The sequence below is a fragment of the Staphylococcus sp. HMSC059F04 genome (genome assembly GCF_001812565.1).
Taxonomy (GTDB): Bacteria; Bacillota; Bacilli; order Staphylococcales; family Staphylococcaceae; genus Staphylococcus; species Staphylococcus lugdunensis.
Genome location: NZ_KV809472.1, coordinates 116,990 through 131,636, shown reverse-complemented (window position 1 = coordinate 131,636; position 14,647 = coordinate 116,990). Strand labels below are relative to the sequence as shown.

Sequence of the window (14,647 nt, the reverse complement as noted above, 5' to 3'; positions counted from 1 at the left end):
CGGAGTCTGCGTCGCTATCTGAGTCTGCGTCGCTATCGGAATCTGCATCACTATCGGAATCCCCCGGTTGATCCGGTATTACAGGTTTATCTATACCGTCACCATTACCACTTCCTGCATGATATTCTACTTCATTATCCCATGCCATAGAAACTCTAGTGAAATTAGAATCGTAACCATATAATGTAGAACGTAAATACAAATTGCCATTACTATTCGGATCAACATGACCATTAATAACAACTACGTATGGAGAATTAATTTGATCATCTTCAATATTAAAGTTGATTTGATATATTCCTTTTTCAGGGAAAGTAATTTTGACGTCACTTGTAACATCTTCATAATTTGATGGATCAACATAATAGCTGTCTGTTAGATGCGCTTTTTCTTTAACTTTATAAACTTTTATTGATGTATTCTGCTCATCTATAATTACATTACTATTGGTACCCGGTATTGAACCGCCTCTTAAATAAGGATCCACTACAGTATCACTACTAGGATTTACATATACGGTTTGTCTATATGTGTTATTCACCTTATCAATTTGATCAATAGTTCCTTTGATTGACAAGTTACGAAACTCTCCATACTTTTCATAATCAACTGTCACAGTTTTCTTTGCAGTTGTTTGGCCAATAGATGTCTCTAAATTCACTTTACCCGTATGTGTTACATTTTTAGGATCAATATACCCAGGAATTGATATCTGTCCTGTAATATTATTTTTATTTGTTACATAATCTGTAAACGTATAAATTAAATTTCCTTCTTCATCGATTGTCCCAGTAGCTAATATTTGGTCACCTGCCATAATATTAGGTGCTTTAGCAGTAGCTGTTACACCATTTAAGTTTAATGCTTGAGGAATAGTAATTTTAATACTATCTCCTGCTTGAACATCATCTGGGGCTTGGAAACGATAATTTAAATTTACATATTCTGCTTTATGTGGGTAAATCGTATCTGCCGCTTCAATTGTCGCTGTTACATTTGAGAGTTTATTCGATATGTCTGAAGTCTGAGTAACGTTATTATCTGTATTTGTTGCTTCAACTTTTGCTAATCTTCTTACTTGATGATTATTGTTGTATGTTACTGTGGATGTATTTAGGTGACTGTTACGTGGTTGATTTGAAGACTGATTGTCATTGGTTGCTACTTGGGATAATACGTTGTTATTATCATCTTGCTTATAATTTGTTTTGGTTTGTGTTGTTGCATCATTGTTTTCCTGAGTTGTTTGATTGCTAGTAGTTGTATCTTGTTTCGTTGCAGGTGATACATCGGTGGATGTATTTAAAGTAGAGTTATTGTCTAGTGCTTCAGTGGCTTTATTTACTGTACGATGGCTGTCGCTTATTTCATTTATTGCTTGTGTCTCGCTATTTACATTGTCAGACTGAGTTATTTGTTGGTTCTGCGTTGTTGCTTCCTGATTTGATATTTCATTATTATAATTATTATCATCTTGCGTGTCACCAGTAGCATCATTATTTTGCTGCATTTGTTGTTTTGACAAATTACGCTCCACTTCTTCAGCTTCAGCTTCTTTAGTCATTAACATTGTCAGACCAATAATACTACCTACCAGTATGGATGATACGCCAAATTTATGCTTCCGAATTGAAAACTTTTCTTTCTTTGTTAGTTTCATTTAATCTCTCCTTTGATTGATATGATTATGCCCCTAATTTAAACGTGTACTAATAATTGTATTATTTATAGAATAAGACTTTAATTAACGTTTATGCAATAAGATAGCATTATACAGGCAAATTTCAATAAAATCAATTATTAAGTTTTTGAATATACACAAAAAATGACTCATTTTACACTATCACATAAAATGAGCCATTTCCAAAATTTAAATTTGAATAAGCAAAATATTTAATAAAGGTAAGACAAACATAAAACTATCGAAACGATCTAAAATACCACCATGTCCTGGTAAAATTCTTCCTGAATCCTTTACACCAAAGTGTCTTTTAAAACCAGACTCAACTAAATCTCCAAGTTGACCAAACATACTTAATATAATGGTGATGAGCAAGATGAGCCAAATATTCATGTTAAAATCCACAAAGAATATCATAACTAACGGCACGATTAAACTGCTAAATAATCCTCCAATAAAACCTTCAATTGTTTTATTTGGACTGATAACCGGCCATAATTTATGCTTTCCTAATAATTTCCCAAAAATATATGCACCTGTATCTGTAAGCCAAACAACTAAGAATGCATAGAGTATGAAATGTAAACCTTCTGAACGCGTTTCATAAAAATACATGAAACCAATGCCTACATAGGCAACTGACATTAAACAAAATGCTGCATCCATAAAACTAAATCGATTCTTTGATAAAACAGTATAGCTTAATAAGATAAAACTCATTGCAATTAAACTTCTAAGTTGAATCATTTGAACCCATGCTCCCGCATCTTGCGGTAACATGATAATTATTAAAGCAATAGCACTAAAAATGCCTGGAATAGATAAAAACTTTATCATATTCATATTGAGCAATTCTTTCAGCGCAATCAACGCTAATAAGAATGCAAATAACATGAGAATAAATCCACCCTTTAATAAAATGGGCAGAAATATAAGTAATGCAATAATTGCCGTCAGTGTTCTAACTTTCATAAAAGACTCCTTACTATAATCCTCCAAACCGTCGTTGGCGAGATTGATATATTTTTATGCACGATTTCAATTCTTGCTCATCAAAATCCGGCCATAACTTTTCATTAAAAATAAATTCACTGTATGAAACCTGCCAAATTAAGAAATTACTGATCCGTTGTTCTCCAGAAGTTCGAATTAATAATTCAGGTTCTGGATATGATTTAGTCATTAAATGACTTGAAATCATATTTTCATTAATACTTTCTTCATCTAAACCTTGAGCTTGAAGTTCTTTATAAATTGCTTTCACACTATGTACAATTTCTGCTCTCCCACCATAGTTAATCGCAAAAATTAATCTTAATCCTGTATTATGTTCTGTTTTAATTTTGGCTTCATTAATAGCCTTTATCGTAGACTCTGGTAATCCTTCCATAAATCCAATCGTTTCTACTTTAACATTCTTTTCAATCAACTCTGGCAAGAATGTTTTTAAAAAATTAACAGGTAAACTCATAATATAGTTAACTTCACTTTCAGGTCTAGACCAATTTTCTGTTGAAAAAGCGTAAAGTGTTAAATACTTAATACCAAGGTTATTGGCTTCTCTTGTTATTTTTTTGATTGTTTGCATACCTTCATAGTGGCCTTTTATACGTGGCATCTTTCTCTTTTTAGCCCATCGACCATTCCCGTCCATGATAATTGCTACATGTTCAGGTATATTACGCATGTCTAAATCAATATCATCTGTTATCTCAATCTTATTTCTATTTATTAGCTTCTTGAACATGGTCTTTCCTCCGAGCCTGATCATCTCTGTAGTATTATAAATATCATTATATAAGAAATCATCTATCATTTTATCATACTCATTCATGGCATTGAATAAGCAAATAGAAAAACTGTACCAAAGTCTGATGCAATATTTCTCTAAAAAAGGTACATTTCTTGTTAAACCTCAAGTGAAATAACACATGCAGCTTGATACAGTTAAGACTCAGACTATTCGTGTTTATATCTAATTTTTGTAATAAATCTGTTGAAATTAGTTTTAAACAGACATAATATCTTTTTCTTTGTCTCCAACTAATTGATCAATTTCTTTGATTGAATCATCCGTTGCTTTTTGTACATCATCACTTTGACTTCTTAAATCATCTTCAGTGATGTCGCCATTTTTTTCATCTTTTTTCAATTGATCATTAATATCACGACGAATGTTACGGATTGATACTTTTGCATCTTCTCCAACTTTTTTAACATCTTTAACTAATTCTTTACGACGTTCTTCAGTTAATGCAGGAACTGTGATACGAATCACTTCTCCATCACTTGTAGGGTTTACACCCAAATTCGCAGCGATAATTGCTCTTTCAATGTCTTTTACCGATGTTTTATCATACGGGGAAATCACTAATAAACGTGCTTCAGGAACATTAATGCTGGCTAATTGTTGTACAGGCGTAGGTGCACCATAATAATCAACTGTCACACCGTTTAAAAGATTAGAGTTTGCTCTACCTGCATTAATATTCGCAAGTTCACGAGATAAATTTTCAATTGATTTGTTCATTCTTGCTTTTGTATCTTTAATTATGTCAGCCATTTTTTTACACCTCAAAGTTTTCGACTATAATATTATATACTTCACTATATATACTATATGCCATTTATTAAAATTTCAATATGATTATTTTGTTATTAACGTACCAATTTTCTCGCCCATTACTGCGCGCTTAATATTGCCTTCTTCCATAATGGAGAATACATTTAATGGAATATTGTTGTCCATACAGAATGACGAAGCAGTAGAATCCATAACTTGTAATCCTTCTTGTAACATTTGAATATGTGTTAAATGTTCATATTTAACTGCATTAGGGTCAACTTTTGGATCAGCAGAATATACGCCATCCACGTTGTTTTTGCCCATTAAAATAACATCTGCTTCAACTTCAGCAGCACGTAAAGCTGCGGTTGTATCAGTTGAGAAGTATGGATTGCCGATGCCAGCAGCAAAGATGACTACCCGCTTCTTCTCAAGGTGTCTAATTGCTCGACGTCTAATATAGGGTTCAGCTACTTGTTTCATCTCAATGGATGTTAATACTCGAGTATCACAATCAAGTTGTTCTAAACTATCTTGCAAGGCAAGTGCATTCATCACAGTTGCTAACATACCCATGTAATCTGCTGTACCGCGATCCATACCTAAGTCGCTACCTGTCTTACCTCTCCAAATATTTCCACCACCAACAATGACTGCAATTTCACAATCCATTTTGGCAACTTCAGCTACTTGCTCAGCAACACTTTTAATGATAATTGGATTAATGCCAAAACCTTTTTCACCAGCTAGTGCTTCACCACTTAATTTTAATACGACACGTTTATATTTAGAAGTTTGAGTCATTTTTTTGTCCTCTCCATTAAAAAATATGTAACAGATACAAGTAAAGAAGACACGGTCGCGTCTTCTAAAATAAATATAATCATTTATATTTAGAAAACCTCAAAGGTGCCTTCTTCCTTGTAAACTTTATGACGGGTTATTTCATTTGTCCTTTAACTTCGTCAGCAAAGTTTTCTTCACGTTTTTCCATGCCTTCGCCTACTTCATAACGTACGAAGTCAACAAGTTTTCCACCTTTTGATTTTAAGAAAGCTTCAACTGTTTGATCTGGATCTTTAACGAAGTTTTGATCAACTGCACAAATTTCTTGAAGATATTTACGTAAACGACCTTCGACCATTTTTTCAACGATATTTGCTGGTTTACCTTCATTTAATGCTTGTTGCTTTAATACTTCTCTTTCATGATTGATTTCATCTTCACTAACTTGTTCAGAAGAAACATATTTAGGGTTAATAGCAGCAATGTGCATTGCCACATCTTTAGCTGCTTCTTCATCTGTAGAACCTTCAACTACTGATAATACACCAATGCGTCCACCCATGTGCAAGTATGCACCAAATGCATCGTTATCTGATTTTGATTTTACTGCGAAACGACGGATGCTTAGTTTTTCACCAATTGTTGAGATTGCTTCTTTCATTTTTTCATCAACAGATTGACCATTTGGTAATTTAGTTTCCATTAATGCATCTACTGACTCAGGTTTAGTATCAAGAATTTGATTAGCAATTTCTTTTACTAATTCTTGGAAACCTTCGTTACGTGCTACGAAGTCTGTTTCAGAGTTAATTTCAACGATAGCTGCTTCATTGCCTTTAACTTCAACATGTACTAAACCTTCTGCAGCGATACGGTCTGCTTTTTTAGCTGCTTTAGCAATGCCTTTTTCACGTAAGTAATCAATTGCTTTATCGATGTCACCATCAGTTTCAGTAAGCGCTTTTTTACAATCCATCATACCAGCGCCAGTTCTTTCGCGTAATTGTTTAACAAGTTTTGCTGAAATTGCCATTCATTATTCCTCCAATATTTTCATTGTAATAATCAATATACTTAAATATTACCATTATTAGTAGTGATATTTCCAATACTCTATTGTCATTTAAATATTTTTTCACTTTACTGCCGACTCAATCAATTTGATTTGAAAAAAAGGTGATAAGCATCACATCTTATCACCCATTTAAACTATTTCTTAGTTTGATTCAACAGAAGTGTTTTCTTCAGTTGTTTCTGCATCTTTAGCTTCTTCTTTTTCATCTAAATCGATGTTTTGCTCTGCAGCTACTTCTTCATTAGATACACCTTGTTGACCTTCTAAGACAGCATCAGCCATTTTACCAGTTAATAATTTAACGGCACGAATCGCATCATCGTTTGCTGGGATAACGTAATCAATTTCATCAGGATCACAGTTAGTGTCAACAATACCAACGATTGGAATATTTAATTTACGTGCTTCAGCAATCGCATTACGCTCTTTACGAGGGTCAACAACGAATAATGCTTGAGGCATTGATTTCATATCACGGATACCGCCTAAGAATTTGATTAAACGGTCATATTCTTTTTTAAGTTCAACAACTTCTTTTTTAGGTAAAACGTCGAATAAACCATCTTCTTCCATCTTTTCGATTTCAGAGATACGTTTAATACGTTTAGAGATTGTTTTATAGTTTGTTAAGATTCCACCCAACCATCTTTGGTTAACGTAGAATTGTCCAGCACGTTCAGCTTCTGCTTTCACTGATTCTTGTGCTTGTTTTTTAGTACCTACAAATAAGACTTTACCGCCATCTTCAGATACTTGTTTAATGAAGTTATAAGCTTCTTCAACTTTCTTCACTGTTTTTTGTAAGTCAATGATATAAATACCATTTCTTTCAGTGAAGATATACTTTTTCATTTTTGGGTTCCAACGGCGTGTTTGGTGACCGAAGTGAACACCAGCTTCTAACAATTGTTTCATTGAAATAACTGCCATGTTTCATTTCCTCCTGTTTGGTTATTTACCTCCATAACAAACTAATATAAAGACAATCCTCGGATTGCACCCTTTATATATTCATTTATTATGTGTGTATTGGCTTTATAGCCGAAAATTAATATATCATAAATAGTACGTCAAAGCAATACTTGAGTACATATTTTGACATTTTAAATTTATCATATTGTGTATGACTTCCTTACTAATACGTTACTTTATTTATTTCGCTCTAATTCATCAAGAAATTTTTCTTTTTTAACTTTAATAAATGTACCCTTCATTCCTAAGGATCGAGATTCTATGACACCAGCACTTTCAAGTTTACGTAATGCATTGACAATAACTGAACGTGTGATGCCTACTCTATCTGCTACTTTAGATGCGATTAATAATCCTTCATTTCCGCCTAATTCTTCAAAAATATGTTCAATAGCTTCTTTTTCAGAATAAGATAAAGAATTGATAGCCATATTAATTGCTGCTTTATCACGCGCTTCTTTTTCTACTTCATTGTGTTTCTCACGTAAAATTTCCATACCAATGACTGTTGCAGCATATTCTCCTAGAACCAAATCGTTTTCATTAAAGTCATCTTTAACTCGACCTAAAACAAGCGTCCCAAAACGTTCTCCCCCACCTAATATTGGGAAAACAGTTGTTCTGCTATTAATAAATGTTTCTCTATCTTCTGGTGGGAAAACAGTCAACACGTTGTCTATATCTATATTAGATTGTGTTTGTTTTACTTCCATAAGTTGCTCTGTATATTCTTCTGGGATATGTTTGCTTTCTAACATTTGATTAATGCGTTCGCTTTTTAATAACTCATTTAAACTTGAACCTAATATCTTACCTCTTCGTGATACTATAAATACATTGGTTACAGTCACGTTACTAATCGTTTGTGCAACATCTTTAAAATCAACTGCAATACCTTTATGTTTTTGTAATAATGTGTTTAACTCTCTCGTTTTCGATAATAAGCTCATAATTTTTCTCCTTTATATATATTATAAAATAAATGCACTTAAATCTTTGTTTGTTGAAATAGACTTCAATTTTTCATCCACGTATTGCGGTGTAATATCGACGACTGCATTAGGCATATTTGGTGCTTCAAATGATAAGTCTTCAAGCATTTTTTCTAAAATTGTGTGTAAGCGACGTGCACCAATATTATCCGTATCTTGATTAACTTGATACGCAATTTCTGCCAATTTCGTAATAGCTCCATCTGTAAAGTTAACAGTTACTTCCTCAGTTTTCAATAATGCTTCATATTGTTTAACTAATGAAAGTTTAGGTTCAGTTAATATACGATAGAAATCATTAACCGTTAAACTTTCGAGTTCTACTCTAATTGGAAAGCGTCCTTGTAATTCTGGAATCAAATCGCTAGGTTTAGAGACATGAAACGCGCCAGCACCAATAAAGAGCATATGTTCAGTATTAACAGTACCATATTTAGTTTGAATCATGCTACCTTCAAGTATTGGTAAAATATCTCTTTGGACGCCTTGACGAGAAACATCTTGGCCACTACTTTGATTATTTGTAGCTACTTTATCAATTTCATCAATGAAGATAATCCCCATCTGTTCTGCAAGTTCTATTGCTTCTTGATTGGCTGTTTCTTGGTCGATAAGTTCATCGGCAAAATCATCGGCTAGAATATTTCTTGCTGCTTTTACTGGCACTTCTCGTTCAACCTTTTTCTTAGGCATCAACTGATTCATCATGTCCTGCATTTGTTGATTTTGATTTGTACCAAGCATTCCTAAGGCCCCAGGATCTTGCTCTACTTTAATGCGCACCTTTTCGTCTTCGAGTTTTCCTGCTAGCAATTGCTGTCTTATTTCAGAGCGTTTAGTTTTAATTTCTTCTGTTGGTGGTTCTTCCTCATCTTCTTGGTTATTTCCAAAATTTGGAATGGCGCCACCAAAAAGATTTTCTAAAGGATTATTGCCTTGTGCTGCTTTCTTCTTCATACTTGGAACTAGCAATTTAACTAATTTATCATTTGCTTTGGCCACAGCTTCATCTTTAACCATGGCTTTCTTTTGATTTTTAACTAATCTAACTGCTACGTCTACTAAATCTCTGACCATGCTTTCAACATCGCGTCCCACGTAGCCAACTTCAGTAAATTTTGTTGCTTCTACTTTGATAAACGGGGCACCAACAATTTTAGCCATGCGCCGAGCAATTTCCGTTTTACCCACACCAGTTGGCCCAATCATTAAAATATTTTTAGGCGCGATTTCTTGTTTTGTTTCTTCATCTAATAAACTTCGTCTGTAGCGATTTCTTAAAGCAATGGCTACTTTTCTTTTAGCATCATCTTGACCGACGATGTATTCATTAAGTTGAGAAACAATATCTTTGGGTGTAAGTTTAATCCCATTTGTATCCATTTTGTTACCTCCATCAATTTAACTCAAATCATGTGTAGTATTATTTTTATAGTGTTTCAACAATGATATTATCATTAGTAAAGACGCAAATGTCAGATGCTACTTTAAGACTTTCATAAGCCATTTCTTTAGCAGACAAATGTGCTGCATGGCGTTTTAATGCGCGACCAGCACTTAATGCGTAATTGCCACCTGAACCAATCGCAATAATGTCATCATCAGGTGCAATAACTTCTCCTGTACCACTCACCACTAAAATGCCACTTTTATCCATAACAATCAACATTGCCTCTAATTGGCGTAGTTGTTTATCACCACGCCATTCTTGGGCAAGCTCAACAGCTGCACGTTCTAAATTACCGCTAAATTGTTGTAATTTAGTTTCGAATTTTTCAAATAAGGTAAAGGCATCCGCGACACTTCCAGCAAATCCTGCTAAAACTTTATCATCATATAACCGTCTAACTTTTCGTGCTGTTTGTTTCATGATGACTTGTTGCCCTAGCGTCACTTGGCCATCCCCAGCCATTGCTGCTTCACCATTATGTCTTACAGCATATATTGTTGTTGCATGTATTGATGTACTCATTTAATTACGCTCCTTTTTTGCTCTAGGATGAGCATTTAAATACACTTTTCGTAATTGATCTTTTGAAACATGTGTATATCGTCCTGTCGTCGATAAATTAACATGTCCTAATAAAGACTGAACTGTCCGTAAATCTGCGCCTTGATTAAGCAAATGCGTTGCAAAGGTATGGCGTAGTTTATGAGGGTGTATGTCTGTAACACCCGCCGTACGTTTTACAATATCATTTAACACATAGCGCACACCACGTTCAGTTATCGGTTGTCCATTCATATTTACTAATAAAAATGGATGGTCATTCTGTTTTACAGGACCAAATTCTAATAAGTATTGTTCTATGCTTTGCTTACAAAACTCTCCAAAAGGAAGAAAACGCTCTTTGCTCCCTTTTCCTAGCACTTTAACTCCTGGCAATGTTAAATCAATGTCCATTTTCTTAATATGGACAAGTTCTGAAACACGCATTCCAGTAGAATAAAGCAATTCTAATATTACTCGATCACGTAATCCCTTTTTAGCATCGTGTAATACCGTTTCAAAAAGTGCATCCATTTCTGCCTCATAAAAAAATTGTGGTAAGTACTGCTCTTTTTTAGGGTGTACTAACTGCACAAATGGATTAATAACAGTTTCGTCCTGTGTCATCCAATATTCATAGAACGAACGCAACGTCGAAATTTTGCGTGAAACTGTTGTTCTTTTCAAATTTTTATTATACAAGTAGCTCAAATAATTTCTAGCATCTTTATATTCAAACGTTGATAAAGTCAACATCTCTTGTGCTAAAAATTCATTGAATTGCATCAAATCATCATGATAGGACTTAATCGTATGGTCGGAGAAATTTCTTTCTACTTTTAACATATATAAAAACGCTTTCTGAATCTCGTTCAACAAAAATCCCCTCCATCATATGCATTGTAGCATATTACATGAAGGGGGCTAAAATAATTTGATATTTTATTCAAAATTTTTTGAGAATTTGTCAAAATTAGTTTACAATTTAAGACTTGTTTTTGTATAAATTATAATGTTTTTTTATACTTTTCAAGATATTCTAATGCACGGTTTGCAAGTGTTTCATACCGCTCTTTTTTATCTTTTATACGCTTTTCAAGCACCGGCAATAAGCCAAAATTAGCATTCATTGGTTGGAAGTTTTTGTCATTTTTCGCATGCGAAATATAATAAGCCATGCTACCAATCATCGTTTCTCTAGGGAAAATCACTTCACCTTTTGCAAGTAATTTATGTGCTAAATTGACGCCAGCAACAAGACCACTCGCCGCACTTTCAACATATCCTTCAACACCAGTCATTTGACCAGCAAATTGTATGTGTTCATTCCCAATAAGTTCATATTTTTCATTGAGTACATCTGGCGAATTAATAAAAGTATTTCTATGCATTACACCATATCTTACAATTTCAACATTTTCTAACCCTGGAATTAATTGAATAACCTCTTTTTGTGCGCCCCATTTCAAATGCGTTTGGAACCCTACAATATTGTAAAGCGTTCCTGCGGCATCATCTTGTCTGAGTTGCACAACTGCAAATGGGCGTTTTCCAGTCTTAGGATCTTCTAACCCAACCGGCTTCATTGGACCAAATAGTAATGTTTTACGCCCACGTTCTGCCATAACTTCAAATGGCATACATCCTTCAAAATATTTTTCTTTCTCAAATTCATTAACTGGCGCAACTTCTGCTGCTAATACCGCATCATAAAAACGGTTGAATTCTTCTTCAGTCATCGGACAATTTAAATAAGCAGCTTCACCTTTGTCATAACGTGATTTTAAGTATACTTTGTCCATATCAATTGAATCTTTTTCAATGATAGGTGCAGCAGCATCATAAAAATAAAGTTGATCTTTACCAGTTATATTAACGATTTCTTGCGCTAAACTTGAAGTTGTCAATGGTCCGGTGGCAATAATTGAATGCCCGTCAGGAATTTGTGTTATTTCTTCATTCAATACAGTTACATTGGGATGACTGCGTAATGCGTCGGTAACATAACCAGCAAAATCATGTCTATCTACTGCTAATGCCCCCCCAGCAGGGACTTTAGCCTGATCCGCTGCTTTAATTATTAACGAATCAAGCCTTCTCATTTCTTCTTTTAACACGCCTACCGCATTTGTTAATGCATTTCCACGTAAAGAATTGGAACACACGAGTTCAGCAAATTTATCTGTATGATGCGCTGGTGTTTGTTTCACTGGTCTCATCTCTATTAAATTGACATTAATCCCGCGTTGGGCTAATTGATACGCAGCTTCAGAACCTGCAAGTCCAACACCAATCACATTGACTGTTTGTGTCATTTCAATCCTCCTATTTTAGCCATACTTTATTTTTAGGCTTTATTGATAATACTATTTTTGAGCTTCTTCTTGATAATCACAATTAGAACAAACTACTTGACTACTGCGTCCTTTTTTCTTCTCTACTAAATAATGCTCACATTTTGGACAGTCTCTTCCAATTGGTTTATCCCATGAAATAAAATCACATTCTGGATAATTAGAACAACCATAAAATATGCGATTTTTCTTAGATTTTCTTTCAACAACATCGCCTTTTTTACAAGTTGGACATGTAACACCAATTGTTTTAACAATCGCTTTAGTGTTACGGCAATCTGGAAAATTAGAGCATGCCATAAATTTGCCATAACGCCCCATTTTAATGACCATTGGAGACCCACATACTTCACAATCCTCGCCAGCAGGTTCATCTTTAATTTCTATTTTTTCCATTTCTTTTTCTGCTCTAGCGACATCTAGTTTAAAACTATTATAAAAGTCATCAATAACCTTGCGCCACTTCATATCGCCTTCCGCAATTTTGTCTAATAATGTTTCCATATTAACTGTAAATTCAACATCAATGATTTCAGGGAAGTATTCTTTCACTTGCTCATAGACAATTTCACCTAATTCTGTAGGCACAAAACGCTTACTATCTAATTTGACATAGTTACGTTTTTGGATTGTGTCTATTGTTGGCGCATATGTTGAAGGTCGACCGATTTTTAATTCTTCTAACGTTTTGACTAATCTAGCTTCGGTATAACGTGGAGGTGGTTGAGTAAAGTGTTGTGCTGGCTCTATTTGAGTTGCAGTAACTTTATCTCCTTCTTTAAGATTTGGCAATTTATTTTCTTTATCATTTTCTTTATCGTCTTTTGCTTCTACGTATAATGTCATAAAGCCTTTAAATTTAATCGTTTGACCGTTCGCTCTAAATTTAATGTCATTTTGCGTTACATCTAAGGCAACGGTATCAAGTATCGCTGGGGCCATTTGGCTTGCAACAAAACGTTCCCAAATTAATTTGTACAAACGATGTTGATCTCTTGATAAATATGATTTCATTTCATTAGGCGTACGCATTGCACTTGTAGGACGAATTGCTTCATGGGCATCTTGGTCCCCCTGTTTACCTTTGGCTTGACGCTTAGATACATAATTGCTGCCATAATTCTCTGTAATATATGATTTAGCTTCATTTTTAGCAGCGTCTGATATTCTAGTAGAATCTGTACGCATATACGTGATTAAACCAACAGTACCTTGCCGTTTTAAATCTATACCTTCATATAATTGTTGTGCAATCATCATTGTTTTACGCGCTTTGAAATTTAATTTACGCGCTGCTTCTTGTTGCAATGTTGAAGTTGTAAAAGGTTGTGCTGGATTTCTAGTTTTTTCCTTTTTATTCACATTTGTTATTTCAAACTGGTCACCATCTAATTTAGCAGTTACTTTATTAACGTCATCTTTGTTTTGTAATTTAAATGGTTTATTTTTATAATGTAAAAATTTAGCCGTGAATTTGGATTTTTGATATCTAAATTCACCTTCAATTGTCCAATATTCTTCTGGTTTGAAATTGCGAATTTCATTTTCACGGTCTATGACTAATCTTAAAGCAACAGATTGTACACGCCCTGCTGACAATCCTTTTTTTACCTTTTTCCACAATACAGGTGAAATGTTATATCCTACAAGTCGATCTAAAATACGTCGTGCTTGTTGCGCATCAACTAAATCCATTTCAATATCTCGTGGATGTTTAAAGCTTTCTTTCACCGCATCTTTTGTAATTTCATTAAATACGACTCTATTTTCTTTTGAATCTTCAAGTTCTAATATGTTTGATAAATGCCAAGCAATCGCTTCACCTTCACGGTCGGGGTCACTAGCAAGAAAAACCTTTTTAGCTTTTTTCGCATATTTCTTTAATTCCTTTACTACCGGCCCTTTACCGCGTATCGTTATATATTTCGGTTCAAAGTTATCATCAACATCCACGCCCATTTGGCTACGTGGTAAGTCACGTACGTGTCCCATTGAAGCGATAACTTTATATTTTTTACCTAGATATTTTTCAATGGTTTTTGCTTTTGCAGGCGATTCAACAATGACTAAATTATCTGCCAAAGTGATTTCCCCCTCGCTGAACTAATTACTAAAGATAAATGATAAACGCTTAATTTTGTTTTTGTCAATCTTTTAATGTTCTATTTTTCATTTTATAACGATATTGTTAAAAAAATTGCATAAATTAAGATACTATATTTTTTCTATCT

12 protein-coding genes and 1 pseudogene are annotated in these 14,647 nt (G+C 34.1%); all 13 read right to left on the bottom strand.

Annotated elements, in window-relative coordinates; genetic code table 11:
• Positions 1–1,660 (bottom strand): annotated as a pseudogene (gene fbl, locus HMPREF2864_RS08665) (MSCRAMM family fibrinogen-binding adhesin Fbl); the annotation flags it as partial.
• Between the two features lie 210 nt (positions 1,661–1,870).
• The gene (locus HMPREF2864_RS08660; protein WP_002478280.1) at positions 1,871–2,653 is read right to left on the bottom strand and encodes a phosphatidate cytidylyltransferase; all 783 of its coding nucleotides are present in this window, start codon (positions 2,651–2,653) and stop codon (positions 1,871–1,873) included.
• 13 nt (positions 2,654–2,666) lie between these two features.
• Positions 2,667–3,428, bottom strand: coding sequence for an isoprenyl transferase (locus HMPREF2864_RS08655; protein WP_002478281.1), 762 nt, complete (start codon positions 3,426–3,428; stop codon positions 2,667–2,669).
• Between the two features lie 261 nt (positions 3,429–3,689).
• Positions 3,690–4,244 carry a ribosome recycling factor gene (gene frr / locus HMPREF2864_RS08650; RefSeq protein ID WP_002459286.1) on the bottom strand — a complete coding sequence of 185 codons (555 nt, stop codon included), beginning with the start codon at positions 4,242–4,244 and terminating at the stop codon, positions 3,690–3,692.
• Positions 4,245–4,328: 84 nt separating this feature from the next.
• Positions 4,329–5,051, bottom strand: coding sequence for a UMP kinase (gene pyrH / locus HMPREF2864_RS08645; RefSeq protein WP_002459287.1), 723 nt, complete (start codon positions 5,049–5,051; stop codon positions 4,329–4,331).
• A gap of 136 nt (positions 5,052–5,187) precedes the next feature.
• Complete coding sequence (gene tsf, locus HMPREF2864_RS08640) at positions 5,188–6,066, bottom strand: translation elongation factor Ts (protein WP_002459288.1); 879 nt, start codon at positions 6,064–6,066, stop codon at positions 5,188–5,190.
• Between the two features lie 183 nt (positions 6,067–6,249).
• Positions 6,250–7,038 (bottom strand): 30S ribosomal protein S2, encoded by a 789-nt coding sequence (gene rpsB / locus HMPREF2864_RS08635; RefSeq protein ID WP_002459289.1) that lies wholly within the window; start codon positions 7,036–7,038, stop codon positions 6,250–6,252.
• 218 nt (positions 7,039–7,256) lie between these two features.
• Entirely contained in the window at positions 7,257–8,030 is a 774-nt protein-coding gene (gene codY / locus HMPREF2864_RS08630; protein WP_002459290.1) for a GTP-sensing pleiotropic transcriptional regulator CodY, read from the bottom strand.
• 21 nt (positions 8,031–8,051) lie between these two features.
• Positions 8,052–9,455, bottom strand: a complete 1,404-nt coding sequence (gene hslU, locus HMPREF2864_RS08625) for an ATP-dependent protease ATPase subunit HslU (protein WP_002459291.1) — start codon at positions 9,453–9,455, stop codon at positions 8,052–8,054.
• A 46-nt stretch (positions 9,456–9,501) separates the two neighbouring features.
• Entirely contained in the window at positions 9,502–10,044 is a 543-nt protein-coding gene (gene hslV, locus HMPREF2864_RS08620; RefSeq protein ID WP_002459292.1) for an ATP-dependent protease subunit HslV, read from the bottom strand.
• The gene (gene xerC / locus HMPREF2864_RS08615; protein WP_002459293.1) at positions 10,045–10,938 is read right to left on the bottom strand and encodes a tyrosine recombinase XerC; all 894 of its coding nucleotides are present in this window, start codon (positions 10,936–10,938) and stop codon (positions 10,045–10,047) included.
• A 131-nt stretch (positions 10,939–11,069) separates the two neighbouring features.
• Positions 11,070–12,377 carry an FADH(2)-oxidizing methylenetetrahydrofolate--tRNA-(uracil(54)-C(5))-methyltransferase TrmFO gene (gene trmFO, locus HMPREF2864_RS08610; RefSeq protein ID WP_070545122.1) on the bottom strand — a complete coding sequence of 436 codons (1,308 nt, stop codon included), beginning with the start codon at positions 12,375–12,377 and terminating at the stop codon, positions 11,070–11,072.
• Between the two features lie 51 nt (positions 12,378–12,428).
• Positions 12,429–14,504 carry a type I DNA topoisomerase gene (gene topA, locus HMPREF2864_RS08605; protein ID WP_172412355.1) on the bottom strand — a complete coding sequence of 692 codons (2,076 nt, stop codon included), beginning with the start codon at positions 14,502–14,504 and terminating at the stop codon, positions 12,429–12,431.
• Positions 14,505–14,647 lie beyond the last annotated feature (143 nt).

Bases quoted from the DNA above. Each gene is read 5' to 3' on its own strand.
- HMPREF2864_RS08660 (WP_002478280.1), bottom strand. From the start codon at position 2,653: ATGAAAGTTAGAACACTGACGGCAATTATTGCATTACTTATATTTCTG.
- HMPREF2864_RS08655 (WP_002478281.1), bottom strand. From the start codon at position 3,428: ATGTTCAAGAAGCTAATAAATAGAAATAAGATTGAGATAACAGATGAT.
- frr (WP_002459286.1), bottom strand. From the start codon at position 4,244: ATGGCTGACATAATTAAAGATACAAAAGCAAGAATGAACAAATCAATT.
- pyrH (WP_002459287.1), bottom strand. From the start codon at position 5,051: ATGACTCAAACTTCTAAATATAAACGTGTCGTATTAAAATTAAGTGGT.
- tsf (WP_002459288.1), bottom strand. From the start codon at position 6,066: ATGGCAATTTCAGCAAAACTTGTTAAACAATTACGCGAAAGAACTGGC.
- rpsB (WP_002459289.1), bottom strand. From the start codon at position 7,038: ATGGCAGTTATTTCAATGAAACAATTGTTAGAAGCTGGTGTTCACTTC.
- codY (WP_002459290.1), bottom strand. From the start codon at position 8,030: ATGAGCTTATTATCGAAAACGAGAGAGTTAAACACATTATTACAAAAA.
- hslU (WP_002459291.1), bottom strand. From the start codon at position 9,455: ATGGATACAAATGGGATTAAACTTACACCCAAAGATATTGTTTCTCAA.
- hslV (WP_002459292.1), bottom strand. From the start codon at position 10,044: ATGAGTACATCAATACATGCAACAACAATATATGCTGTAAGACATAAT.
- trmFO (WP_070545122.1), bottom strand. From the start codon at position 12,377: ATGACACAAACAGTCAATGTGATTGGTGTTGGACTTGCAGGTTCTGAA.